This window comes from Solirhodobacter sp., from assembly GCF_964715405.1.
On the sequence record NZ_CBAICG010000006.1, the window covers coordinates 111346 to 136270 of the forward strand.

Below are 24925 nucleotides of genomic sequence, written 5' to 3' on the forward strand. Positions count from 1 at the left end.
GACGCCTGCTGCTAATGCCCGCACGGCGAAAAGTCAACGACGCTTAGAACTTCAGGGTCACCGACAGCACGATAAGGATCATCAGGATCGTTGGCAGCTCGTTCATCATGCGGTAGCTGCGGCCAGACCGCGTGTTGCGCCCGGCGGCAAAGTCCTTCCGCCGAAGCCCCAGCCAATGATGAAACCAGGTCATCGCCAGCACCCCCGCCGCCTTCGTCCAGGGCCAGGCCGAGGACCAGTCGACGATACCCGGCGTCAGCGCCAGCAGCAGGCCGAAAACCCAGGTGGAAATCATCGCCGGGTTCATGATTGCGCGCAGCAGCAGCCGTTCCTGGTGCTGGAAGAGCAGGTCAAGCTCGCTGCCGGGAACGACTCCTGCCTTCTTCAATCCCTCGACGTGATAGACGTAAAGCCGGGGCAGATAGAAGATGCCCGCCATCCAGGCAATCACCGACATCACATGGAAAGCCTTGATCCAGAGATACCAGGCGGCAAGGAAACTGAACATCGTCATCGGTCCTGCGAGAGCCCATCCCCTCTCTACTAAACAGATAAGAGTCTTAAAGAGAATGATGATTTAGGGCCTGTGGAAAAGCGCGATTACACGATCATCCCCGGTTTTTTCCACATCGCCCGCCGTGTGGACAAGTTCGGGAAAAGCCCGGAAAACACCGGAGAAAGAAATGTAATACCATTTTAGATCCATAAGTTGACAGGCAGTGAGGCATGAACCATGCGGTGCATGAAATGCCGCGAGCGCGCCAGCATCAGCGATCCCAACAGGCGGCCCGAAGCGTTCTCCACCCGTGGAGAACTCGGCCCGGCATTTGACAAACCGGCCGCCGGTTTGCCACAGAGGCGTTGCGGCCACTTCATCCCCCGCGCTCTCCGACCGGTGATCCACAGGAAAACCCACATGACAGCGCCGCTGATCCTCGCTTCCGCCTCGCCGATCCGGGCCGAGCTTCTGCGCCGGGCCGGAGTCGCGGTCGAGGCGCTGCCCGCCCGTGTGGACGAGGCCGCGATCCGCGCCGCACTGGAGGCCGAGGGCGTGCGACCGCGCGACCTGGCCGACACATTGGCCGAGATGAAGGCCCGCAAGATCGCGGATCGGCATCCCGCCCGCTGGGTGCTGGGCTGCGATCAGGTGCTGGATCTGGGCGGCGTGGTGTTCGCAAAACCTGACACGCCTGATGCAGCGCGGGCACAGTTGCAGGCCCTTCGCGGAAAGTCGCACAAGCTTCTTTCGGCCGCCGTGCTATACGAAGCCGGTCTGCCCGTGTGGCGCCATGTGGGGGAGGTCCGCTTGACAATGCGCGTGTTTTCAGATGCTTACCTTGATGATTACATCGCGCGGCTCTGGCCGGGCATCGGCGAGTCCGTCGGCGCCTACAAGCTTGAGGGAGAGGGCGTACGACTTTTCGACCGCATCGAGGGCGATTATTTCAACATCCTCGGTCTGCCGCTGATCGAGCTTCTGCGCTATCTGGGCCAACGCGGGGTGATCGCGGCATGACCGAAAACCGGATTCCGCTCGCCGGCGTGATCGGCTCGCCAATCGCGCACAGCAAATCGCCCGCGCTGCATGGCTATTGGCTGAAGCGCTATGGGCTGAAAGGCTTCTACATCCCGATGGATGTGGCACAGGTCGATCTGCGCCAGGTGCTGGAAACACTGCCGCTGATCGGATTCGTTGGCGCCAATGTGACGATCCCCCACAAGGAAAGCGTGCTGAAGATCGCCGATATCGTCACCGACCGGGCCGCGCTGATCGGGGCGGCGAATACGCTGATCTTTCGCAAGGACGGCCGCATCCACGCCGACAATACCGATGGTGCCGGGTTCGTGGCGAACCTGCGGCAAAATGCGCCGGGCTGGGCCCCGCAGGCGAGCCCGGCTGCCGTGATCGGCGCCGGAGGCGCGGCACGAGCCGTGATCGCCGCGCTGATCGAGGTCGGCGTGCCGCAGATTCGGCTGTCGAACCGCACCCGGCTCCGCGCCGACACGTTGCGCACCGACTTTGGCGCCAAGGTGGTGGTCTACGACTGGGTGCAGGCGGGCAACATGCTGGAGGATTGCGGGACGGTGGTGAACACTTCTTCGCTGGGCATGGTGGGCAAGCCGGAATTCCGCATCCCGCTCGACGCGCTGACGCCCGGCGCCGTGGTCAACGACCTCGTCTACACCCCGCTTCGGACCCACTTCCTGGATGAGGCGCAGGCGCGCGGCTGCATCACGGTGGACGGACTGGGGATGCTGCTGCATCAGGCCGCGCCGGGGTTCGAGCGGTGGTTCGGGACGCGCCCCGAGGTTGACGAAGACACCCGGCAAGCCGTCCTGATGGCATGACGCGGCCCTATCTCCTCGGTCTGACCGGCTCCATCGGCATGGGAAAATCGACCACCTCGGCATTTCTCGCCGAGGCTGGTGTGCCGGTCTGGGATGCCGATGCCGCTGTGCACCGTCTTTACGCTGCTGGCGGCGGCGCAGTGGCCCCGTTGGGCGCGCTGTTCCCGAAGGCCGTCACCGATGGCGCGATCGACCGTGCCGCCCTCAAGGCGCAGATCATGGCCGACTCCACGGCCCTGCGCCGCATCGAGGCTGTGGTGCACCCGCTCGTCGCCGCCGACCGTGCCGCCTTCATCGCGGCGCATCAGGACGCGCCGCTGATCGTGCTCGACATTCCGCTGCTGTTCGAAACCGGTGCCGAGGTGCAGGTGGACGGAACCCTTGTCGTTTCTGCCCCCGCCGAGGTGCAGCGCACCCGCGTTCTCGCCCGGCCCGGCATGACCGAGGATCACTTTGCCGCGATCCTCGCCCGCCAGATGCCCGACGCCGAGAAACGCCGCCGCGCCACCTGGGTGATCGAGACCACGGGGCTTGAATCGGCCCGCGCCGCCGTGCGACAGCTGATTGACACCATCCGAGGCCACCATGCGTGAGATCGTTCTGGACACCGAAACCACCGGGTTCGAGCCTGCCGAAGGCCATCGCATCGTGGAGATCGGCGCGGTCGAATTGATGAACCACATGCCGACCGGACGCACCTACCACCAGTACATCAACCCCGAACGCGCCATGCCCCCGGATGCGTTCGAGGTGCACGGTCTCGGCGATGATTTCCTGCGCGACAAGCCGGTGTTTCGGGCTGTCGGCGCGGATTTTCTGGCCTTCATCGACACTGCGCCGCTGGTGATCCACAACGCCGCGTTCGACATCAAGTTCCTCAACGCCGAACTGGGCTGGGCCAAACTGCCGCAGCTTGTTCCGGGCCGGGCGATCGACACGCTGACAATGGCGCGACAGAAGTTCCCCGGCTCACCCGCCTCGCTGGACGCGCTCTGCCGCCGCTTCGGGATCGACAATTCGGCGCGTGAAAAGCACGGCGCGCTGCTCGACAGCGAGATTCTGGCCGAGGTCTATCTGGAACTGATCGGCGGACGGCAACCGGATTTCGGCCTTTCGGCCACGACGCAGCGCACCGCCTCCGGCGCGGCCGCCGCCGACTGGCGCCCCCGCCCCCGTCCGGTGCCACTGGCGCCCCGGATCACGGCGGCCGAGGCCGCCGCCCATGACGCCTTCGTTCAGGCGCTGGGCGACGCTTCGGTGTGGCGCAAGCGCGGTTAGGGGTCAGGACAGCGTCTGCGGAGCCTCGCTGCGGCGGGCAAGTTCCTGGCGGTAAAGCGCAAGGAAATCGACCACGTCGAGGTTCAACTGCGGGAAACCGCCATCGCTGGTAATGTCCGACACGATCCGTCGCACATAGGGGAACAACTGGCGCGGGCACTCGATCAGCAGGAACGGGTGCATCTGATCCTCGGGAATGCCTTCGATGTGGAAGATGCCGCCGTATTCCAGCTCCAGCAGGAACAGCGTGTCCCCGGTGGCCCTGTTGGTCGACTGGATCTTGAACTTGCTGATCACTTCATACTGGTTTTCCACCGGGCGGCGGCGGCCGTCGAGGCTGACCTGAACCTGAATGTCGGGCGAGACCTCACCGGCCTGCAGGCCCTTCTGTGCCACGATGTTCTCGAACGACATATCGCGGATGAATTGCGCAAGGATCTGCATGCGGACTTGCTGACCCGCGTCTTCGGCGCCGTTTTCGGCCATCGGGAACTCCTGTTGAATGCCGTTTCGCGGCACTGTCTAACAGGCGTTCGCGGCCGTCTCAATGGCCGGATGTCAGTGTTGAGTCCAACCCGAAGGGCGGTGCGTCGGGCGCTTTCCGGGCTCGATTTCGTGGAACTCGCCCTCGATCGTCTGGCTGTCGGCACGGCGTTGCGCGGGTCCGGCGGTCCCCCGCATCACGACGGAGGTGCCGCGCAGATGGCGGCCGATATGGGTGATGGCCGCGTGGCGGATCACGGGCACCAGAAGCAGCAGCCCGACGGCGCTGGTCAGAAACCCCGGCACCACCAGCAGCACCCCGGCCAGCATCGTCAGCGCCCCATCCGCCAATGGGCGGGCCGGATCACGCATGTCATTCAACGCGGCGCTGACCTCGACCGCCGTGGCCATGCCCTGCCGTCGCAGCACCGACACCCCCAGCAGCGCACTGGCCGCGACCAGAAGAAGCGTGGGCCACAGCGTCAGCCATGCGCCAACCGTGACAAAAAGCCCGATTTCGACGAGCGGAAGCAGGATAAACAAGGCCACTATGGGCATTGCGGCCGTCCTTTCTGCGTGAGCCTTGGTGGACTTGCGGCCGCGCCTATCCTACATAGGAAACACGGGGCCAAGTTACCAACCTTGGCCGACCAAATGAGGGTGCCATGAACTCGGCCGTGATCCAACTGCTCGTGCTGGCGGGCATCGCCATCTTCCTGATCCTGCGCCTGCGCAGCGTCTTGGGCACCCGCGATGGGTTCGAACGCCCGGCCTTGCCGGTGGCACATGACACGGGGCCGAGCCCCAAGCTGCGCGTGGTTCCGCCGCGCGTTCCCGGCGCGCCCGACAGCGACATCACCGACCACGTCGCCGAGGGTTCGCCCGCAGCCCGCGCGCTGGAGGCGATGAAGCTGGTCGAGCCGGCGTTCAGCGTGGGCGATTTCCTGCGGGGTGGGCGTGGTGCCTACGAGATGATCCTGATGGCGTTCCAGAAGGGCGACATCGGCGCGGTGCAGGCCTTCCTTGCGTCGGACGTGCGTGACAGTTTCGAACAGACCATCGCAACGCGGCGTGCGCAGGGGTTGACGGTCGACGCCACCTTTGTCGGCATCCGCGAGCTGGTGCTGGACAACGCGACCTTTGACGAGGCGACCAAGGTGGCCGACATCACGGTGCGGTTTGTCGCCGAGATCACGCTGGTCGTGCGCAATCCCGCAGGCGAGGTGGTGGAGGGCAGCCCGACCGAGATCCGGCGCCAGCGCGACGTCTGGACCTTCTCGCGACGCATGGGATCCAGCGATCCCAACTGGCAACTGGTCGCGACTGGCGAATGAGGCGGGGGCGTCGTGCTCTTGCCTGGCTGACGCTCGTCGCCCTGTCCCATGCCCCCATCGTGTCCGCCGATCCGCACCCCTTGACCTTCGCCGACATTCCCGGATGGGCCGAGGATGACCACCGCGCGGCGCTGGCAGCCTTCGTTGCCGGTTGCCCGACGCTCAGCGATCCGGTCTGGCAGGCGGCCTGCGCCGCCGCCCCCGACGAATCCGACGCCCGCGGGTTTTTCGAGCGTTACTTCCGTCCCAGTCTGGTGGGGAACGGCAAGCCGACGCTGTTCACCGGCTATTACGAACCGGAACTGGTCGCCTCGCCCGTTCCCACCGCGCGCTTTGCCTATCCGATCTACCGCACGCCGCCGGAACTGCGACCCGGCGCGGTCTGGTTCGACCGCGCGACGATCGAAAGCGAAGGGCTCTTGCGCGGCCGCGGCCTGGAACTGGCCTGGCTGGCCGATCCGGTGGACGTGTTCTTCCTGCAGGTGCAGGGCTCCGGTCGGCTGCTGATGCCGGATGGCCATGTCATGCGGGTGGGCTTCGCGGCCAAGAACGGGCAGCCTTATCGTTCGGTCGGGATGGAACTGGTCCGGCGCGGGCTTTATCAGCCCTGGCAGGTCTCGGCCCGCACGATCCGGACCTGGGTCCATTCCAACCCCGAGGCCGGGCGCGAGCTGCTCTGGACCAACCCGTCCTTCATCTTCTTCCAGAAGGTCGATGTGCCCGCCGCACTGGGTCCGCTGGGTGCGCTGCATCTGCCGGTCACGCCCGGCCGCAGCCTTGCGGTGGACCCGACCGTGGTGCCGCTTGGCGCGCCGGTCTGGGTGGAGACCTCGGGCGCACCGCCGCTTCATCGCCTGATGGTGGCGCAGGACATCGGCACCGCGATCAAGGGACCGGGGCGCGCCGACGTGTTCATCGGCTCCGGCTTTCGCGCCGGCGAGATCGCGGGCCGGATGCGTGACCACGGCCGGATGATCGTGCTGCTGCCGGTCGATCGGCTGGAAGCCTCGCTGCCGAGGGAACCGGATTGAGACCGCGTCGGCCGCGCGGCCTCTTCCCCGAGGAAGCGGAGCTTTGGCAGCGCGTGGCCCGCACTGCCGTGCCAATGCACCTGCGCCCGCCGCCCCGCCCGGAGGAACCGCACACACCGGCCCCGGCCCCGACGCCGCGTCGTCTGTTCGAGCCGTTTCAGATCGGCGCGCAGGCACCGCGGCCCGCCGTCACGCTCGACGTGGTGGCGCCGCTTTCCGAACGGCTGGCCCATGCGCCGCTGCACATGGACGCCAAGACCCACGCGCGCATGACGCGGGGCAAACTTGCTCCCGAGGCGCGGATCGACCTGCACGGCATGACTGTGGCCGAGGCGCATCCCCGCCTCAGTGGTTTCATCATCGACGCCTACGCCGAGGGAATGCGGTTGGTGCTGGTGATCACCGGCAAGGGGCGCAGCGGCCACGAGCACGGGCCTGTCCCGCAGCGGCAGGGGATTCTGAAACATCAGGTGCCGCATTGGCTGACGATGCCGCCGATCGGCCCGCTGGTGTTGCAGATCACCGAGGCGCATCTGCGCCACGGCGGGTCGGGGGCCTACTACGTCTACCTGCGCCGCAGGCGCTGACTATGGCGTGATGGGCTGCAGGATCACCTGCGTCGCGTTCTGCACCGTCAGCGCCACCCCCGGCAGCAACCCGATCTTGCCGGTCGGGTCGCCCGCATAGGCGCTGTTCAGGTCGCTCATCCGCCCGAGGATTTGCAGCAGCGCGGGCGAGGTGGCGGCGGTGAAATGCCCCACCCCTTCGGAAAATGCGCCGACGTCCACCAATGTCACCTTCAGGTCGGCAACCTTCGTCACATCGGCAAGGTTGCCCAGCCGCTGCCGTTGCCCGGTCAATCGCGCGGACAGAGCCAGCGCACGATCCTTTTGCGAGGTGATGATGATGAAGGGTTGCGGCAGCGTGCCGATCCGCAGCGCCTCGGTGCGGAACACGTCGACGTCGAGGTCGGGCGAGATCAGCACGACGCCCCCCAGATGCCTGGTCACCGTTGCGTTGCCGTCCAGCCGCATCTCCCGCAGCGTTTCCATCACCAGCATCGCACCCATGGAATGCCCGACCAGCAGGATGTGATCGGCCCCCGAGGCAACGACCTGGGTCAGCAATTGTTCCAGCCCATCGCGCGCGAACAGCACGGAGTCGCGGTCATAGGCGTAGTTCACCGGATTGGCGGCCGAGGGCCAGGCGTAATGGACCGCCACCCCCGGCACGTCGAGGTCATGGCTGATCTGCGCGATCCGGTAGACGCCCTCGGCAAAGGTGTTGTTGAAGCCGTGGACGTAAACCACCGCCTCGCGCCGCCCGGACGGCTCGGCCCGCAGCGCACGCGCCAGATCGGCGCGGAAGGCGGCGGGCCCGGTGTAGATTGTCTCGGCCGTGGTCAGGAAATCCTTGCGCGGATCGGGTGCCCGGTCCCGATGCGGGTACATGATAGTGCCCAGCTTGCGCTCGGGCGGCACCGACACGTCGACCTGAGCATAGTCCACACCCTCATGCCGCTCGCTGCCGAACGTCGATGAGGCCACATCGAGCGTCCGCGTGGTGCCGACAAAGACCTGCCGCACCTGCCCGACCTCTGCCGCCGCCGGGACGATCGTGATGGTGCCGCGCGGCGCGCAGGCGGCCAGCGTCACAACGGCAAGCATCACGGCGAGAGTGCGGGTCATCGGCGGGATCCTGCGCTTGAGGGCTCGTCACTCTTAGCGGAGAATGCGCCATCCGGCCAGTGCGGGGTCAAAGCACATAGCGGCTCAGGTCCGTCCCGCGCATCAGTTGGCCAAGGTTCTTCTCGACGAAGGCGGCGTCCACCGTGATCACCTCGCCGCCGCGGTCGGGCGCGGTGAAGCTCAGCTCCTCGAACACCCGCTCCATCACGGTGTAAAGCCGACGCGCGCCGATGTTTTCCACCGTCCGGTTCACCTCGGCCGCGATCTGCGCCAGCGCCCGGATGCCGTCTGCGGTAAAGCTGACGTCCAGCCCCTCGGTCGCCAACAGAGCGGTGTATTGCCGTGTCAGCGCGTTGTCGGTTTCGGTCAGGATGCGGACAAAGTCATCCTCGGTCAGCGCCTGCAACTCCACCCGGATCGGCAGGCGGCCCTGCAACTCGGGCAGCAGGTCCGAGGGTTTGGCGATGTGGAACGCGCCCGAGGCGATGAACAGGATATGATCGGTCGTCACCGGGCCGTATTTGGTGGAAACGCTGGTGCCCTCGATCAGCGGCAGCAGGTCGCGCTGCACCCCTTCGCGGCTGATATCGGCGCCGCGCGTTTCGGCGCGGGCGCAGACCTTGTCGATCTCGTCGATGAAGACGATGCCGTTTTCCTGCACCGCCTCCAACGCGGTTCGGGTCACGGCTTCGTCGTCCAGCAGCTTGTCGGCCTCTTCGCTCAGCAGCACGTCATAGCACTCGGCCACCCGCATCTTGCGCCGCACCTTGCGGCCGCCGAAGGCTTTGCCGAAAATATCGCTCAGGTTCATCATGCCCATGTTCGCGCCGGGCTGGCCCGGAACCTCGAAATTGGGCATCGGGTTCGAGGTGTCGGCCACCTCCAGTTCGATCACCGTGTCGTCCAGTTCGCCCCGCTTCAGCTTGCCGCGGAACATCTCGCGCGTCTGTTCGCGCGCGTCGCGGCCCGCCAGCGCCTCGATCACCCGTTCCTCGGCGGCGGCATGGGCGCGGGCCTTCACCTCGTCGCGCATCGTGGTGCGGGTCATCGCGATGGCGCTGTCGACCAGATCACGGATGATCTGTTCCACATCGCGGCCGACATAGCCGACCTCGGTGAACTTCGTCGCCTCGACCTTGATGAACGGCGCGTGGGCAAGCTTGGCCAGACGGCGGCTGATCTCGGTCTTGCCGACCCCGGTCGGCCCGATCATCAGGATGTTCTTGGGGTAAACCTCGTCGCGCAGGTCATCCGCCAACTGCCGTCGGCGCCACCGGCTGCGCAACGCCACCGCCACCGCGCGCTTGGCATCCTTCTGGCCGATGATGAAGCGGTCAAGCTCCGAGACGATCTCGCGCGGGGTCAGGTCGGTCATTTGGAAATCGTCTCCACCGTCAGGTTGCCGTTCGTGTAGACGCAGATGTCGGCGGCGATCGCCATCGCCTTGCGGGCGATCTGTTCCGCCGTCAGGTCCGTCTCCATCAACCCGCGCGCGGCAGCGAGGGCGTAGTTGCCGCCCGAACCGATGGCGGTCACGTCATGCTCGGGTTCCAGCACATCGCCCGCGCCGGTGATCACGAATAGGTCGGCGCCATCGGTAACGATCAGCATCGCTTCGAGGTTGCGCAGATACTTGTCTGTCCGCCAGTCCTTCGCCAGTTCCACGCAGCCGCGCGCCAACTGGCCGGGGCTGGCCTCCAGCTTCTTTTCCAGCCGTTCCAGCAGGGTGAAGGCGTCGGCGGTGGACCCCGCAAAGCCCGCCACGATATCCTTGCCGCCGGGGGTCAGGCGGCGCACCTTGCGGGCGGTGCCCTTGATGACGGTCTGACCCAGGCTCACCTGCCCGTCGCCTGCCACCACCACCTGCCCGCCGCGCCGCACCGCCAGGATCGTCGTGCCGTGCCAGCCGGGAAACCTGTCTTCCGCCATCGGATGCCTCCTGCGCTTTCAGCCTATATGGCGGCGCGCCCCGCCAAACGAAAGGGGCGCCCGAAGGCGCCCCGTTACCGCATCGGTGAAACCGCTCAGACCGCGCCGGCGATCCAGCTTGCCAGCGAGGCTTTGGGCGCCGCGCCGATCTTGTTCGACACGACCTGACCGTCCTTGAACAGGAACAGCGCCGGGATGCCGCGCACGCCCATCTGGGCCGGGGCACTGGGGTTGTCGTCGACGTTGACCTTCACGAATTTCACGCGGCCCGCGTATTCTTCGGACAGTTCCTCCAGCGCCGGGCCGATCTGGCGGCAAGGCCCGCACCACTCGGCCCAGAAGTCGACCACGACCGGGATCGCGGACTGGCGGACTTCGGCGTCGAAGGTGGCGTCGGAAACGGGAACGGTGGCCATCGCGGATGCTCCTGCATGGGGTTGGCCCTGAAACTATGGTCGCCGGGGGTCAGCGTCAAGGGAGCCTCGTGGCCGCAAGCGCCACAGCCACAATATCTGGAGGCAGCGGCATCAGCTTGGGCGCCCCGGTCCAGAGGATTGCCGTCTCGATCCGCCGATCCGGATAGACCTGCGCCAAAGCGGCGGCATAGGCGCCCATCTGGCGCAACAGACCATCGGGCACGTCCTCGGGGCGGCCGGGGATCACGGCGTTCGACTTGTAGTCGATCACCCGCACCACCTCGGGGCCGACGATCAGCCGGTCGATGGTGCCCAAGAGCCGCCGCCCACCCAGATCGGCGGTGACCTCCACCTCCACCAGCGCCGGTTCGGCGAACAGGCCGACCAGCCCCGGATCAAGCAACACCAGACGCGCAGCGTGCAGAACGGCGGCGATGGCCTCCGGCTCTGCCGCATCCTCGCCGGATGACAGAAGGGATGCGGCCAGCCCCGGCCAATCGGCTTCCGGCCCCTGTGGCAGATGTTCCAGCAAGAGGTGCAGTCGACGCCCGGATCGCAGCGCATCAGCCTCGGACGCCCCGGCGCCTTCGCCCGCCAATACCTTCGCGCCGCCAAGAGCGGAGGGTGACAGCGGCGGCGGCATCTCGACAGGCGCGGGCGCCGGACGCCCGGCCCAATCGGGCAAAGCCCCCGCTGCAGCCCCCGCTGCCGCCATCTCATCTGGCGTCTCGGCAGGCCACGCCCCATGCGACAGCCGCCGGATCGGGCCGAACCCGGCAGGAACCTCGCCGACCCCGAACTCGGCCCCGGCCTGATCCATCCCGCGCGCGATCAGGCTGTACCAGCTTGCGTCCTTCTCGGCCTTGCCCGCGCCGCAGACGATCAGCCAGCTTTGTGCCCGCGTCATGGCGACATAAAGCAGGCGCAGGTTTTCCTCCTCCTGCCGCTGCCGCAGATCGGTGCGCGCTACCGCCATCAGCGGCGGGCTGGCATCGGCCGGGGTGCGCCAGGCGGTGATGCCTTGCCCCAGCGTGATCAACCGCGTGTCGCGCGGCGGGTTGCGGTCCATCGTGTCGGGCAGGATCACCAGCGGCGCCTCCAGCCCCTTGGCGCCGTGCACGGTCATCACCCGGATGCGGTTGCCCGCGCCATCGGGGCGGCGCTTCACCTCGACCTCGCCGGATTCCAGCCAGACGAGGAAGCCGGTCAGGCTCGGCACCTCCATCCGTTCATAAGCCATCGCCTGCGCCAGCAGCGCGTCGATCCCGTCCTCGGCTTCGGGGCCAAGACGGGCAAGCAGGTTACGACGACCGTCGTGCCGGGTCAGGATGCGCTCGATCAGGTCGTAGGGCCGCAGGAAATCTGACATGTCACGCAGATCAGACAGCATCGTGAAGGTATCGGCGAATTCGGTCTGCCGGTGCCGCAACGCCTCCCACAGCCGCGCGCCCTCACGCGGATGGGCCAACGCGTAAAGCTGCGCCTCGGTCCAGCCGAACAGCGGCGATCGCAGGGCAGCGGCCAGCGACAGGTCATCGGCATCCAGCGCGACGAAGGCCAGAAGCGCGGTCAGGTCGCGCACCGCCAGTTCACCGCCCAGTTTCAGCCGGTCCGCCCCGGCGATGGCCAGCCGCTGCGCTTTGCAGGCGCGGATGATTTCATGGAACAGATCGCCCCGGCGCTGCACCAGGATCAGCACGTCGCCCTCGGTCAGCCGCTTGTCGCCGCCCTTGGGCAGCGGGATGCGCGTGCCCGCGTCGATTAGTCGCCGGATTTCACCCGCCACCCGGCGCGCAAGGATCGCGACGTGATGCTCGTCGGACCGCAGATCGACCGGGTCGTACCAGTTTTCGGGCTCGCGCTCTTCGGCCTTCGGCACGATCGGCCACAGGTCGACCCGCCCCGGCATGTCGGGCCTGAAGGCGAGGTGTTTGACCTCGCCGCCCAGCCCTCGTCCGGCGCGCTCGTCGAACGTCAGATCGACCAGCCGCAGGATCGCCTGCGACGAGCGGAAGGAATGTTCAAGCGTCAGTTGCGCCAACGGCAGCGGCGAGGTTTCCAGCCGCGCCGCGAAATCGGCCTGCATGCGGTCGAATTCGCGCAGATCGGCGCCCTGGAACGAATAGATCGACTGCTTCTTGTCACCCACCACGAAGATCGTGCGCGCCGTATCCCGCGTGCCGCGCCCGGCGGTGAATTCCTGCGCCAGCAGCGCGATCACCCGCCATTGCGCCGGGCTGGTATCCTGCGCCTCGTCCACCAGAATGTGGTCGATGCCGCCATCCAGCCGGAACAGCACCCATTGCGCCACCGAGGGGTCGGTCAGCAGTGCCGAGGCGCGCAGGATCAGGTCGTCGAAGTCAAGCCAGCCGCGTTCCGCCTTGCGCGCCTCGAACCGCGGCAGGAACACCCCCGCGAACCGGTGCAGCGCCAGCGTCCGCTCGGCGGCGATCAGGGCCAGGCGGCACGGGCGCGCGGTCTCGACCCGGCGCATCAGGTTTTCCACGCGGTCCATGAACGCGCCAAGCCCCTTTCGGGTGCCCTGAGTCGGAAAGCCGCCAATCTTGGCCGAGAACGGCTCCATGGCCTTCGCACCGGTCAGCATCACATCTTCAAGCGTGGCAAGGTCCGCCAGCCCCGGCGAAAGCGCTCTCACCTGCCGCAGCTTTCCGGCGGCGGCCTGATCGGTGCTGGTTCCCGCCTCCAGCGCGGCGATCAGCGGCACGAACCACTCCGCCTCGCCGCCCAGAAACACCTCTGCGACCAGCGCCGTCTCGTCATGCCCCGCCGGCAGGCCGAACAGTGCCAGCGCCCCGTCGCGCCCGAGCGGCGCGGCAAGGCCCGCCCGGTGCGCCGCGATCTCCGCCGTCAGGTCGGCGAAGCTCTCGTCGCTCAACGCGCGGGCGACGGCATCGACGATGGCCACCGCCGCACCGGTGGCCATCTCTTCCACGATCGCCTCGCGCAACAACTCGCCCGCGCGGTCGTCCATCTCGATGAACTGCGGCGAGACCCCGGCCTCCAGCGGAAACCGCCGCAACAGACCCGCGCAGAACGAGTGGATGGTCTGGATCTTCAGCCCGCCCGGCGTCTCGATCGCCCGCGCGAACAGCCGCCGCGCCTGCGCCAGCTTGTCGGCGTCAACCGCCCCATCGGCCCCAAGCTCGCCCAGTTCGGCGCGCAAGGCGGCATCGGGCAGCATTGCCCAACATCCCAGCCGCCTGAACAACCGGTTCTGCATCTCGCTGGCGGCGGCTTTGGTGTAGGTCAGGCACAGAATACGCTGCGGCTGCACCCCATTCAGCAACAGCCGCGCCACCCGGTCGATCAGCACCCGCGTCTTGCCCGACCCGGCATTGGCCGACAGCCAGGTCGAGGCTGCCGGGTCCGCCGCTTGCACCTGCCGTTCGCTGGCAGCGTCGCGCGCCGTCATCCCACATCCTCCGGGTCGGGGGCGTCCGACATCTCCCACTCGCCGAAGCGGGCCAGGTGGTCGTAGTCGCCCGCGATACGCTCGCTGACCACGGCGCGACGGGCGGTGTAGCCCTGGTCGCGCACGCCGTAGCGGGTGAGCAGCAGACCAAGTTCTTCCCAGACCTTGCCGGTGATCTCGGCGGTAATCTCGATCCGCGCCTCTTTCGGCGATGATCCAAGGCCGACATAGGTGACCGCCGCGACCTCGCGCCGACCGAGTTCGGCGAAACCGCCGCGTTCGGCCATCGCGGCCTCCAGCAGCAGTTGTTTGTCGAACACCTCCTGCTGCCTAGTGCTGGGCAGCGCCCCGGTCTTGTAGTCGAGGATGTGAATCCGCCCGTCGTCCAACACGTCGATCCGGTCCGGTTGCGCCGTCAGCGTGAAGCCGAGTGCAGGCAGCATCACCGCCCCGTCGGTTTCCAGCAGCACCGGCCGTCCGGGCCGCGCCGCCTCGGCCGCCAGAAAGAAATCCGCTGCCCGCTCCATCCGCGCCCGCCAAAGCCGCTGCGCCGTGGTCCAGGGGATCGCCTCGGCCATCACCTCATTGGTGATCGCCAGCAACCGGGCGCGAGCGGCGGCGGCATCCTCCGGCCCCCGTTCCAGCACGAAACGCTCCAGGATGACGTGCAGCACCGAGCCGCGCAGCCGTGCATCGGGCGCCGGGTGCAGCGGGTCCAGCGGGCGCAGGCGCAACACGTGCTGGGCATAGACCGCATAGGGGTCGCGGATCAGCTTCTGGATGCCGGTCACCGGCAGATGTTTCGGCCGCTCTGCCACCGGGGGCCGCGGTGACGGACGCCTCGCCGGGGTAACCGGCGCCCTTGGCCGGTCCAGCGCCTCGGCCATCCGTGCCCAGACAACCCCGCGCGCCCGCATCGCCGCCAACGCGGCCGGTCCCTCGCGACCCGGCAAACCCTCCATCAGGTTCATCAGACGGTTCAACCAGCGCGAGGGCACGGTCTCTGCCTCGTCATCCCGCAGCGCGCGGCTCAGCACCACCTCGGGCGCGGCGACGGCCTGCTGGTAGTCGTGCGCCGACAGCCCGATCTGCCGTTCGGGCAACAACAGAGACAGATCGTGCCGCATCTGCCGGTTCAACCAGGGGTCGGGCGCGGGCAAGGCGGGCCAGATGCCATCGTTCAGCCCGCCAAGAATGACGAGGTCCGCTTCCTGAACCCGCGCCTCCAGCGCGCCGCGGATCATGATCATGGGGTGGACCTTTTCCGGCCCGCGCACCTCGCGCCGTTGCAGGATCGCGGTGAACAGCGCCTCGTAGTCGAAGGCGCCGATCTCGCCGCCATGCACCGCCTCACGGGCAAGTTCTTCGCTGGCGGCAAGGGCCGCCTCGCCTGCCTCGCGCCGCCACAACTCGCCGGTGCCCGCACCGCCCGGCCCGCGGGCCAGCGTCACAGCGCGCGCAAGATGGTCCGCGACATGGTCGGCCAGCGTGCGGGTGCCGACCGCTTCCGCCCCGGCCAGCGCATCGGCGAGCCAGACGGCCCACTCGGCCAGCCCCGCGCCGCCCGTTCGTTCGGCCCAGGCGATCAGGTCGGCGCCGTTGGGAAAGGCCGGGCCGTGACGGCGCAGCCGCATTTCCAGCGCGCGGGTCCAGCGCAGGTGGTTGCCGCGATCCTCGGCGCCGGTATTCGTCAGCGGGTGCTTCAGCAGTGTCAGCAGCGCGTCAATCGTCAGCCGCCGCCCTGAAAGCGCCGCGACGTGGCGCAGGAACCGCCCGGGTGGTGACAGTGAAAGGGGTTGCCCCGCGCTGTCGTCGGGCCGAATGCCCCAGCGATCGAGCGCCGCCGTCACCTGCCGCCCCAACTGCCGGTCGGGCGTGACAAGCGCGGCGCGCCGACCCGATTCAGCCGCCTTGCGCAGACAGAGCGCAATCGCCAGCGCCTCGGCCCGCGGCGTCGGCGCCTCGATCAGTGAAGCGTCCGCGGTTGCGGCCAGCAGCGGCGGCAGGTCTTGCCCCTCGGTCAGCCACTGGTCGGTCACCGGCGCGGGCCGCAGCGAGAGCGAGATCAGCCGGTTGCGCGCCGCGCTGGGCGGCGGCGCCTCGGTCCACATCCGCAGGTGCTGCGGATCCAGCCCCAAAGCGTCCAGCAACCGGCCAAAGCGGAATTGCGGATGATCCTCGCCGGTCAGCGCGTCGCCAAGGCCGCGCCAGATCTCACCCGGCATCTCGGCATCGAAGCCGGGCAGGATCACCGCACCCTGCGGCAGCCGCGCCACCGCCTGGAGGAGCAGCGCCGTCGTCCCGCGCGATCCGGTGGACCCTGCGACGATGACCGGGTGATCGGGCGGCGAGGTCACCCAGCGTTCGGCCAGCCGCTCCACCACCCGTCGTTGCCGGGCCTCGGCGTCAGGCTCGGCCCCGGGGCCGAAATACTGGGCCACGATGGTCAGGAACTTCAAGCTGCGTTCCCAGTGGCGGGAATGATCCGACAGGTCGAGCGCGCGAAACGCTTCGGGCGAGACGCCTTCGCCCTGCATTTCATCCATCAAGGCGGCAAGGCTGTCGGCCAGATCGTAAAGCGCGGCGCGCGGGGCCAGATCAGGCTCGCGGTCCAGCAGATGCGCGACCAGCCGCGTCAGTTCCAGCCGTCGCCGCAGCGGCGGCACCGGGGGCGGCAGGTCGGCCGCCAGCCCGGCGCCAAGATCGGTGATCAGCCGCAGCCGTGGCAACAGCAGCGCACCGGTTTCGCCGAACACCTCGCGCAGCCGCCGCCGCATCCGGGCAGAGTTGGCGTAGACCTCGACCCGCGCCATCGCCTCGGGCGGGTGACCGACCAGGCGCGATTTCAGCCCCGCCACGACCGCACGCGGGAAATCCACGCCGGGGGCAAGGCCGAAAACGCGGGGGCCGGTCGAGGGCTCAAACATCGGCATCGCTCCGCAGCAGGGCTTCCGCCTCGGCAATGGTTTCGGGCCGCCCGACATCGCACCAACCGCCGGAATGCACGATGCCATAGGCGCGGCCCGCGGCGATCATGCTGTCCCAGACCCGGTTGAGCGAGAATACCCGGTCGGGAATGGTGGCCAGACTCTCGGTCTTCAGAATCTGCGCGCCGGAGTAGATCGCGCCCGGCCCGCGCAGGATCCGGCCCGCCGCATCCAGCAGGAAGTCGCCGCGTCCGTCATGACCCCGCGCGCGCTCTGGCGGAACCAGCAGCAGCAGCGCATCCATCCGTGCCGAATCCCAGGCCGCGCGCAGTTGCGCCAGCGGGTTCGCCCCGGTCCAGATCGCATCGGAATTGAGCGTGAAGACTGGCCCCGGCCCCAACAGTGGCAGCGCCGCGCGCAGACCACCGCCGGTTTCCAGAATCTCCGGCTCGGGCGACAGGGTGACCCCGGCCCGCCCAGCCAGATGCGCCGCGATCCGGTCGGGCAGGTAGTGCAGGTTCACCACGATGCGGCCGACCCCCGCCGCCGCCGCCAAGGCCAGCGCATGGTCGATCAGCGCCCGCCCCGCGACCGGGATCAGCGGCTTCGGGCGGCTGGCGGTCAATGCCCCCATCCGGGTGCCAAAACCGGCCGCGAACAGCATCAGGGCGTCGGGATCGTGCCGCATTGGTCCTTGATCTTCTGGAGGAGGGTCGGGGTCGGTTCGGGCAGCAAAAGCCGGAGCTTCCGGGCGAGCGACAATGCCGCCGGGTGCGACAGGTCGCGCCACAGGTCGCGCCAGACGCGGGGGATCAGGTCGACATACTGCGGCTTGCCGGAGTGCAGCGAAAGCCGGGCAAACACGCCAAGGATGCGCAGGTGGCGCTGTGCGCCGATCAGGGCGTAGGCGGCGCGAAAAGGGCCGTCGCCAACGCCCGTCGCGGCGACAAAGCGGGCGATCATCCGCTCTTCCACATCACGCGGCACATCGCGGCGGGCATCTTGCAGCAACGAGACGAGGTCGAAGGCGCGGTGCGACAGCATCGCTTGCTGGAAATCCAGCAGCCCGACGCGGGCCTCGGCCTGCCGGTCGGGCAGCCAGATCAGGTTTTCGGCGTGATAGTCGCGCAAGATCATCACGGGCGGGCCACCGGCATGGCGTGCAAGCAGGTCGGCCATCAGGGCGCAGATCAGGCTTTGATCCGCCCGCTCGCCCGTCGCGGCAAAACGGTACCAGTCGAAGGTCGGGGAAATGGCGGCGGCCATCGCGGCCGCGTCATAGACCGCAAGGCCATCCGCCGGGGGGTGGGATTGCAGGGTCACCAGCACATCCGTCGCGGCCTCGTAGAGCGGCGGTTCCACCGACGGATCGCGCGCCAGAAGCCGGGCGAAGAGGTCGTCGCCCAGATCCTCCAGCAGCACGAAACCCGACGCTTCATCCGCCGCCAGCACCTCTGGCGCGCTGAGGCCGAGGCCGCGCAGATGTGCATCGACCCGAAGGAAAGCGCCCACATCCTCGCCCGCGTCCGGCGGGGCGTCCATCAGCACGGCGGTGCGCCCGGCGGCATCGCGCAGCCGTTCATACCGGCGCGCCGAGGCGTCGCCCGCCAGAAAGCCGCGCGGCACGCCACCCCATCCGGCGCGGGTGCAGAACGCATCGGCCTTGGCGGAGCGGTCAGGCAAAGGCGCCCTCCCGCGAGGCGAGGGCCTGCAACAGCGGCGCCCAGCGGGCCGATCCGGCAAGGCTGGCAACCCGGCTGTCGCCATCGTCGGCCACGGCAAGCTCGATTCGCAGGGCATCGGACGGCACGGTGCGGCCAAGCCGGTCGGGCCATTCGATCAGGCAGATCGCGGAGTCAAAGGCCGCTTCCAACCCCAGTTCCAGCACCTCGTCGGGGTGGGTCAGGCGATAGAGGTCGGCGTGCCAAAGCTCCACCCCATCCGCCTCGTACACTTGCACCAGCGTGAAGGTGGGCGAGGGCACATCCTCCATCCGCCCCGCCAGCGCGAGCCGGGTCTGGATCAGCGACCGGGCCAGATGGGTCTTTCCGGCGCCGATCGGCCCAGCGAGCAAAAGCACGTCTCCGGCCGCCAGCCGGGGCGCCAGCCAGGCCCCGAGCGCGGCCGTGGCCTCGGCCGAGGGAAGCGCGATGCAAAGTGGCGGGCGGGTCATGGCGCCGAGTCTGACCGACCCGCCGACCGCCTGCAAGCGCGATCAGGCAGACTGCTGCTTGACCTCGGTGCGCGGCCTCGGCTGGGCATGGGCGGCGGCCAGAAGCGGGGTAAACCCGATCAGCGAGGCCCCGCCCGGAAGTGACGAGAACCGGCAGGACAAGAGCCGCCCGTCGCTCAGCCGCGCCTCGCCCACCCAGGGCGAGCGCGGTTCGGCATGGGTCACGAAAGCGCGCGCGGCCGCCCAGATCGGCCCTGGCGCCGCGCGCGTCTGCCAGTGGCCCGCGGCCGAAGCGATGTCGGCGGGCTCGCCGCCCCACAGCCGAGTATAAGCCGCATTGGACAGCACCAGCCGCCCGGTCGGGGAAAACACCACGATCGCTTCGTCCAGCGTATCGACAACCGCGCGGCCAAGCTCCAGATCGGCACGGAACCGGCGGGTCAGGGTCGTCTCGGCGCTGATGTCATCAAACAACAACGCCACGGCCCCATCAGGATGCGGGCGGCCGATCACCCGATAGGTCTGGCCGTTGGGCAGCGACCAGGTTTCCTCGTACTGGCCGGAAGACGCCGCCTGCTCCAGGGCGATCATCTCGTTACGCCAGCCTTTGTAGTCTTTCGGTTCGGGGATCATCTGCCGCTCGCGCATCGCGTCGAGCATCGCGAACAGGGTGGGCCGGGCCGACAGGAATTCGGGTGCAAGGCCGGTCAGGTCGATCAGCGCCGGATTGAACAGCGCAAGTTGGCGTTGACGGTCAAAGATCGCAAGCCCGATGGCGAGATGCGCGAAGGTCTTCGTCAGGGTCTGCAGGAAGCTGCGCAACGAGGTTTCGGCATCGACCGCAGCGTCGGCGGGAAGGGCAAAGACGACCTCTTCGGTGCTCTGCGCGAAGGCCTGCAGGTCGAACCAGCGCGGCCCCGTCGCGGTGGGCAGGGTCAGCGAGGCCCGTTGGCGGACCGCAGACCAGCCGGGTTCGCCCCGCGGGAACAGTTGCGGCAGCGGCCAGGGCAGCGCCTCGCCACCTGGCCGCCGCAGGGCCGCCAGGTCCAGATAGGCGCGGTTGGCCCAGACCACCGCGCCCGCTGGATCCTGACGCCAGGCCGGGAACGGCGCATGGTCCATCGTGCCGCGAAGGGTCTCGATCTCGTCCTCCATCGCGCGCTGGCTCAGCGCGTCGGCGGGCGAGCGGGCGGCCGCAGAGCCTGGCTCGCGCAGCACGATCCGGGCCAGCCCGCCGCGCCACTCGGCCCGCAGCGTGAGCGGCTGCGCGCCGCCCGAGGTCAGCGTGAGCCGCCCGATTTCATCGAGGCGGGCGAATTTTTCCTGGAACCCCGGAAAGCGCGGCAAGACGAAGGCCAGAAACCGCGTCCAGGCATCGCCGGGCGCGGAACTGACGGCAAGCAGCGCGCGGGCATCCTCGGTGGCATCAATCAGTTCGGTGCGGTCGAACAGAAAGACGCACGCCGCACCGGTATCGGTGAAAATGCTTCGGCGGCCGTGGCGCATCAGGGCCACGCCACCGACAGACAGTCCGATCAGCGCAGTCAACGCCGCGCCGAAGGACGAACCGACAATCGTCAGCACGTGCATCCAGGTCATCACTGTTCCCCAACCGGGCCCTGAGCGGACCTCTGTCAAGTAAACCTTTGGTTGAAATGGTTAACGTTTCGTTAACGCGGGATCACCCCGACAGCCGGTTTCAGGCAAGAATGGGTTTGTTCTCGCCCAGTGCCGCCGGAGCCTGCGCCTCGATCCGGGCGCGGGGCCAGATCACCTCGACAATCGCCCCGCAGCGTTCCGGCTCTGCGGACGACGAGGCATTCGATTCCAGCGCATTGGCGAAGCTCAGATCGGCCCCCGACCGCTCCAGCAGCGTCTTGGCGATGAAAAGGCCAAGGCCCATCCCCTCGTATTCCGGCCGCTCGGCTTTGGCCTGCGCGGCGGGTCGCGCCCGCACGAAAGGATCGCCGATGCGCCCGAGGACACTGGGCGGATAGCCCTTGCCGTCGTCGACGATTCGCACCGCGATCTCGGTCGGCGTCCAGACCGCATCGACCCAAACGTTGGCGCGGGCAAAATCGACGGCGTTCTGCACGAGATTGCGCAGCCCGTGGATGATTTCGGGGCGGCGCTGAATGTTCGGCGGCCGATCCTCGCCCGCGCGGGCCGGGCGCAGCGCGATGTGAATGGTCTTGCCCCGCTGCATGTGTGGCTCTGCCGCCTCGCGAATGACCGCCTCCAGCGGCGCCTGATGCAGGTGCAGGTCGTCCTTTCCGGCCCGCCCCATCGAGCGCAGGATGTCGCGGCAGCGATCGGCCTGATCGCGGATCAGTTGCGCGTCTTCCGCCAGCACCGGCCAGGCGGCAAGTTCGTCGATCAGTTCCGTACTGACCAGCTTGATCGTGGCCAGCGGCGTGCCAAGTTCATGTGCCGCCGCGGCCACCACGCCGCCCAGATCGGTCAGCTTCTGTTCCCGCGCCAGCGCCATCTGCGTTGCCAGCAGCGCATCCGACATCGAGCGGATTTCCGAGGCCACGCGGCGCGAATAAAGGCCGAGGAACACGATCCCGATGACGATGGCCAGCCAGAAGCCGAAGCTGAGCGTCGCCGGCACGGTCAGCACCGACCCGTCGGCCACGCGCAAGGGCAGATTGAACAGCGCCAGCACGGTCATCAGCCCGATCGCGGCGGCGCCGAGGAACAATGTCGTGCGCAATTGCAGCGCGGTGGCCGAGATCGTGACCGGGGCAAGGATCAGCAGTGCGAAGGGATTGTTGATCCCGCCGGTGAGGTAAAGCAGAAACGACAGTTGCGAGATGTCGAACAGCAGCGTCAGCAGCGCCTCGGTTTCCGACAGGCGCTTGTTGCCGGGCAGGATCGCGAGCGCGACAAGATTCGCGCTGACCGCCGCGCCGACGGCCATGAAGCACAGGCCCAGTTCCAGCTGGAAGCCGTAGGTGAACTCCGCAACAAGGATCGCCGCGACCTGTCCGACGATCGCCATCCAGCGCAACAACACCAAGGTGCGCAGCCGCACCCAGTCGCTGCGGGTGTCTCGGCCGGGAAATCCGGAGGGGGCGAAGATTGGCACGTTGGCAGCTCCGGCGGGGCAGAGTGTCCCATTGTTAGTTGGCGCAGGATCGCGGATCAATGCGGCGCGCGACAACGAAGGAGAGTTGGCCATGACCCGAATCTACGCCGGCACAGCCGCTGTGTTCATCGCCGCCCTTCTGGGCGGGCTGTTCTACTTCGTCATGATCGGGAAATCCAACGATCCTTATGCCGCGTGTCGCGATGGCCAGATTGCCACCGGATCGGGTTCGATCGGCGGGCCGTTCACTTTGGTGAACGAGGATGGCAAGACGGTGACGGACAAGGACGTCATCACCGAGCCGACGCTGATCTATTTCGGCTATACCTTCTGCCCCGACCTCTGCCCCGTCGACAACGCCCGCAACGCCGAGGCGACCGATATTCTGGCGAAGAAGGGCTACGACGTGACGCCGGTCTTCATTTCCTTCGACACGAAGCGCGACACGGCGGAGACGCTGCGTCAATTCACCGAAAACCTCTCGCCGAAAATGATCGGCCTCACCGGGACTCCGGATCAGGTGAAAGCCGCGGCCAAGGAGTTCCGCGTCTATTACAAGGTGCAGGATCCGACGCAGCAGAATTACCTGTTCGACCACTCGACGTTTACCTACCTGATGATGCCGAAGACCGGCTTTGCCGACTTCTTCCGGCGCGACGTGACGCCCGAGCAGATGGCCGACCGCGTCGCCTGCTTCGCGGAGGCCTCCCGCCACATTTGACCCGGCCGCAGGTTCGCCTTAGAACCATTCTCGACAGACGCAATTCGGGGATGGGAATGATGTCGGACGAAGAGCAGCCGAACCTTGGCGAAGACAGGTCCCTGCTGCTGGTCGATGACGACGAGCCCTTTGTCAGGCGTCTGGCGCGGGCGATGGAAAAGCGCGGGTTCGAACCTGAAATCGCCGAAAGCGTCGCCGCCGGAAAAGCCATCGCCACGGCCCGGCCTCCCGCCTACGCCGTTGTCGATCTCCGACTGGAAGATGGCAACGGTCTCGACGTGGTGGAGACGCTGCGCGAAAAGCGCCCCGAGTGCCGCATCGTGGTGCTGACCGGCTACGGCGCCATTGCGACTGCGGTGGCAGCGGTGAAGATCGGCGCGATCGACTATCTCTCGAAGCCCGCCGACGCGAACGACATCACCAACGCGCTGCTGGCGCGCAACGAGGCGCTGCCGCCGCCGCCCGAAAATCCGATGTCGGCCGACCGGGTGCGCTGGGAACATATCCAGCGTGTTTACGAACTCTGCGAACGCAATGTCAGCGAAACGGCGCGGCGGTTGAGCATGCACCGGCGCACACTGCAACGCATTCTGGCGAAACGCTCGCCCAAATAGGCCGGGCCGGATCTTGCGCGATCCGCGATTGCGGTGGGCGATTTGCGAACGCCCGCGCAAGGCGCCAGAAAGCGATGTTGCAATCCCAATCGCATCTTCGGTATTATGACTTCCAGCAGCAACACAGGATGCCCTACGTGGATATTGATCTGAATGCCCTCTCGCTGAAAGAACTCAAGGACATGCAATCTCAGATTGCAAAGGCCATCGCCGGTTTCGAAGACCGCAAAAGACGCGAGGCTCTTGTCGAAGTCGAAGAGATGGCGCGGCGCCTTGGCTTTTCGCTGTCTGAACTGACGGCCACCGTCGTGCCGCGCAAACGCGCCAGCGCCGCACCGAAATACGCCAATCCGGCCAATCCGTCGGAAACCTGGACGGGCCGCGGCCGCAAGCCGAAATGGATGGATGCCGCGCTGAAAGCCGGAAAATCTCCGGACGACCTGCTGATCTGATCCTCGGCGTCAGACCGGCGCGTCAAGCAAGGCATGGTGGCGGGCGGTATAATCTGCCCGCACCTCCACCGGCGGGCGCAGCCGTATCTCCAGCGTCGCCACCAGCGCGACGTCCTGCTTGCCAAACAACCGATCCGCCTCGTCGCGCCGAAAGCCCGCGATCTGCACGGCCTCCAGCCAGGCCGAAACCTTGTCGGCCGCCTTGATCGCCTTCTTCACCGCGCCCGGCAGCACCGCGGGCAGGCCAAAGCGCAGATGGATCGCCGCCGCGAGCCGCGCGTCCAGCTCGCCATAGCTTGGCCCCACGGCGGCCTTCACCGGGCTGATCATGTCGCCGATCACGTATTCCGGCGCATCGTGCAGCAGCGCCGCCAGCCGCCATCTCAGGGCAATGCCGGGGTTCTGGCGGGCAAATATCTCCTCGACCAGCAACGAATGTTCGGCCACCGAATAGGGCCAGTCGCCGTAGGTCTGCCCGTTCCAGCGCGCGACGAAGGCCAGGCCATGCGCGATGTCCTCGATTTCGATATCCATCGGCGTCGGGTCCAGCAGGTCCAGTCTGCGCCCAGAAAGCATCCTCTGCCATGCACGCGGCTGTTTCATGCACCCCTCCCGCCAACGCCGCGACCCTAGCGAGCCCCCGCCGCCATTGTCGAGAGGGGGCGCCGATGCTATGTCACCGCAAAATCGGGAATTTGAAGGAGTGCGGCGGGATGCCGAAGGATTACATCGTCAAGGACATCGCGCTTGCGGCTTTTGGGCGCAAGGAACTGGACATTGCGGAAACCGAGATGCCGGGGCTGATGGCGCTGCGCGAGGAGTTTGGCACCTCGAAGCCGCTGCAAGGCGCGCGCATTGCGGGCTCGTTGCACATGACGATCCAGACCGCCGCGCTGATCGAGACACTGAAGGTTCTGGGCGCCGATGTGCGCTGGGCCTCGTGCAACATCTTCTCGACCCAGGACCACGCCGCCGCCGCGATCGCCGCGACCGGCACCCCGGTGTT

At 67.5% G+C, this 24925-nt stretch carries 26 protein-coding genes; 11 read left to right on the forward strand and 15 right to left on the reverse strand.

Annotated elements, in window-relative coordinates; all coding sequences use genetic code 11:
• Window positions 1-43: 43 nt before the first annotated feature.
• Entirely contained in the window at window positions 44-508 is a 465-nt protein-coding gene (locus AC11WY_RS04215; protein ID WP_482922917.1) for a CopD family protein, read from the reverse strand.
• Between the two features lie 408 nt (window positions 509-916).
• Here AC11WY_RS04215 and AC11WY_RS04220 point away from each other — a divergent pair, with 408 nt between their 5' ends.
• From AC11WY_RS04220 to dnaQ, 4 genes are read left to right on the forward strand one after another with little or no spacing between them, the layout of a single operon-like run.
• Window positions 917-1516, forward strand: a complete 600-nt coding sequence (locus AC11WY_RS04220) for a Maf family protein (RefSeq protein WP_482922859.1) — start codon at window positions 917-919, stop codon at window positions 1514-1516.
• A complete protein-coding gene (locus AC11WY_RS04225; protein WP_482922861.1) occupies window positions 1513-2349 on the forward strand; it encodes a shikimate dehydrogenase in 837 nt (278 codons plus the stop codon). The genes AC11WY_RS04220 and AC11WY_RS04225 overlap by 4 nt, the downstream gene beginning before the upstream one ends.
• Window positions 2346-2942 carry a dephospho-CoA kinase gene (gene coaE, locus AC11WY_RS04230; RefSeq protein WP_482922863.1) on the forward strand — a complete coding sequence of 199 codons (597 nt, stop codon included), beginning with the start codon at window positions 2346-2348 and terminating at the stop codon, window positions 2940-2942. The genes AC11WY_RS04225 and coaE overlap by 4 nt, the downstream gene beginning before the upstream one ends.
• Complete coding sequence (dnaQ, locus tag AC11WY_RS04235; RefSeq protein WP_482922865.1) at window positions 2935-3627, forward strand: DNA polymerase III subunit epsilon; 693 nt, start codon at window positions 2935-2937, stop codon at window positions 3625-3627. The genes coaE and dnaQ overlap by 8 nt, the downstream gene beginning before the upstream one ends.
• A gap of 3 nt (window positions 3628-3630) precedes the next feature.
• On the opposite strand, the gene secB is transcribed toward dnaQ, so the two are convergent.
• Window positions 3631-4113, reverse strand: coding sequence for a protein-export chaperone SecB (secB, locus tag AC11WY_RS04240; protein WP_482922867.1), 483 nt, complete (start codon window positions 4111-4113; stop codon window positions 3631-3633).
• A 72-nt stretch (window positions 4114-4185) separates the two neighbouring features.
• Window positions 4186-4668 carry an FxsA family protein gene (locus AC11WY_RS04245; RefSeq protein ID WP_482922869.1) on the reverse strand — a complete coding sequence of 161 codons (483 nt, stop codon included), beginning with the start codon at window positions 4666-4668 and terminating at the stop codon, window positions 4186-4188.
• A gap of 107 nt (window positions 4669-4775) precedes the next feature.
• Here AC11WY_RS04245 and AC11WY_RS04250 point away from each other — a divergent pair, with 107 nt between their 5' ends.
• The 3 genes from AC11WY_RS04250 to AC11WY_RS04260 are packed head-to-tail and all read left to right on the forward strand — an operon-like array spanning window position 4776 to window position 7062.
• Window positions 4776-5444 (forward strand): Tim44/TimA family putative adaptor protein, encoded by a 669-nt coding sequence (locus tag AC11WY_RS04250; protein WP_482922871.1) that lies wholly within the window; start codon window positions 4776-4778, stop codon window positions 5442-5444.
• Window positions 5441-6475, forward strand: a complete 1035-nt coding sequence (gene mltA, locus AC11WY_RS04255) for a murein transglycosylase A (RefSeq protein ID WP_482922873.1) — start codon at window positions 5441-5443, stop codon at window positions 6473-6475. Before AC11WY_RS04250 ends, mltA begins: the two co-directional genes overlap by 4 nt.
• Window positions 6472-7062 carry a Smr/MutS family protein gene (locus tag AC11WY_RS04260; RefSeq protein WP_482922875.1) on the forward strand — a complete coding sequence of 197 codons (591 nt, stop codon included), beginning with the start codon at window positions 6472-6474 and terminating at the stop codon, window positions 7060-7062. The genes mltA and AC11WY_RS04260 overlap by 4 nt, the downstream gene beginning before the upstream one ends.
• Here the strand turns inward: AC11WY_RS04260 and AC11WY_RS04265 are convergent, their stop codons facing one another.
• The 11 genes from AC11WY_RS04265 to regB all read right to left on the reverse strand — a co-directional run bounded on the left by AC11WY_RS04265 (window position 7063) and on the right by regB (window position 22045).
• Window positions 7063-8163 (reverse strand): alpha/beta hydrolase, encoded by a 1101-nt coding sequence (locus AC11WY_RS04265; protein ID WP_482922877.1) that lies wholly within the window; start codon window positions 8161-8163, stop codon window positions 7063-7065. It abuts the gene before it with no gap.
• A gap of 67 nt (window positions 8164-8230) precedes the next feature.
• A complete protein-coding gene (gene hslU / locus AC11WY_RS04270; RefSeq protein ID WP_482922879.1) occupies window positions 8231-9538 on the reverse strand; it encodes an ATP-dependent protease ATPase subunit HslU in 1308 nt (435 codons plus the stop codon).
• On the reverse strand, window positions 9535-10092 hold the full coding sequence (gene hslV, locus AC11WY_RS04275; RefSeq protein WP_482922881.1) for an ATP-dependent protease subunit HslV: 558 nt from the start codon (window positions 10090-10092) through the stop codon (window positions 9535-9537). Before hslV ends, hslU begins: the two co-directional genes overlap by 4 nt.
• 95 nt (window positions 10093-10187) lie before the next feature.
• On the reverse strand, window positions 10188-10508 hold the full coding sequence (gene trxA, locus AC11WY_RS04280; protein WP_482922883.1) for a thioredoxin: 321 nt from the start codon (window positions 10506-10508) through the stop codon (window positions 10188-10190).
• Window positions 10509-10563: 55 nt separating this feature from the next.
• Window positions 10564-13941: a double-strand break repair helicase AddA gene (gene addA, locus AC11WY_RS04285; RefSeq protein WP_482922885.1), complete on the reverse strand. Its 3378-nt coding sequence runs from the start codon at window positions 13939-13941 to the stop codon at window positions 10564-10566.
• Entirely contained in the window at window positions 13938-16868 is a 2931-nt protein-coding gene (gene addB / locus AC11WY_RS04290; protein ID WP_482922887.1) for a double-strand break repair protein AddB, read from the reverse strand. The genes addA and addB overlap by 4 nt, the downstream gene beginning before the upstream one ends.
• Entirely contained in the window at window positions 16861-17556 is a 696-nt protein-coding gene (locus AC11WY_RS04295) for a nucleotidyltransferase family protein (protein ID WP_482922889.1), read from the reverse strand. Before AC11WY_RS04295 ends, addB begins: the two co-directional genes overlap by 8 nt.
• Window positions 17532-18551: an aminoglycoside phosphotransferase family protein gene (locus AC11WY_RS04300; protein WP_482922891.1), complete on the reverse strand. Its 1020-nt coding sequence runs from the start codon at window positions 18549-18551 to the stop codon at window positions 17532-17534. The genes AC11WY_RS04295 and AC11WY_RS04300 overlap by 25 nt, the downstream gene beginning before the upstream one ends.
• Window positions 18544-19041 (reverse strand): tRNA (adenosine(37)-N6)-threonylcarbamoyltransferase complex ATPase subunit type 1 TsaE, encoded by a 498-nt coding sequence (gene tsaE, locus AC11WY_RS04305; protein ID WP_482922893.1) that lies wholly within the window; start codon window positions 19039-19041, stop codon window positions 18544-18546. The genes AC11WY_RS04300 and tsaE overlap by 8 nt, the downstream gene beginning before the upstream one ends.
• 42 nt (window positions 19042-19083) lie before the next feature.
• Entirely contained in the window at window positions 19084-20640 is a 1557-nt protein-coding gene (locus tag AC11WY_RS04310) for a PAS-domain containing protein (RefSeq protein WP_482922895.1), read from the reverse strand.
• A 100-nt stretch (window positions 20641-20740) separates the two neighbouring features.
• Window positions 20741-22045 (reverse strand): sensor histidine kinase RegB, encoded by a 1305-nt coding sequence (gene regB / locus AC11WY_RS04315; RefSeq protein ID WP_482922897.1) that lies wholly within the window; start codon window positions 22043-22045, stop codon window positions 20741-20743.
• Here regB and AC11WY_RS04320 point away from each other — a divergent pair.
• The 3 genes from AC11WY_RS04320 to AC11WY_RS04330 all read left to right on the forward strand — a co-directional run bounded on the left by AC11WY_RS04320 (window position 21999) and on the right by AC11WY_RS04330 (window position 23919).
• Window positions 21999-22853, forward strand: a complete 855-nt coding sequence (locus tag AC11WY_RS04320) for an SCO family protein (RefSeq protein ID WP_482922899.1) — start codon at window positions 21999-22001, stop codon at window positions 22851-22853. The two genes, regB and AC11WY_RS04320, sit on opposite strands and share 47 nt — an antisense overlap.
• 59 nt (window positions 22854-22912) lie before the next feature.
• Window positions 22913-23467, forward strand: a complete 555-nt coding sequence (locus tag AC11WY_RS04325; RefSeq protein ID WP_482922901.1) for an ActR/PrrA/RegA family redox response regulator transcription factor — start codon at window positions 22913-22915, stop codon at window positions 23465-23467.
• 137 nt (window positions 23468-23604) lie between these two features.
• Window positions 23605-23919: an H-NS histone family protein gene (locus tag AC11WY_RS04330; protein WP_482922903.1), complete on the forward strand. Its 315-nt coding sequence runs from the start codon at window positions 23605-23607 to the stop codon at window positions 23917-23919.
• Between the two features lie 9 nt (window positions 23920-23928).
• On the opposite strand, the gene AC11WY_RS04335 is transcribed toward AC11WY_RS04330, so the two are convergent.
• Entirely contained in the window at window positions 23929-24522 is a 594-nt protein-coding gene (locus tag AC11WY_RS04335) for an HD domain-containing protein (protein ID WP_482922905.1), read from the reverse strand.
• A 110-nt stretch (window positions 24523-24632) separates the two neighbouring features.
• Between AC11WY_RS04335 and AC11WY_RS04340 the strand changes: the two genes are divergently transcribed.
• Window positions 24633-24925: adenosylhomocysteinase (locus tag AC11WY_RS04340; protein ID WP_482922907.1), on the forward strand; the 293-nt coding region annotated here is incomplete at its 3' end.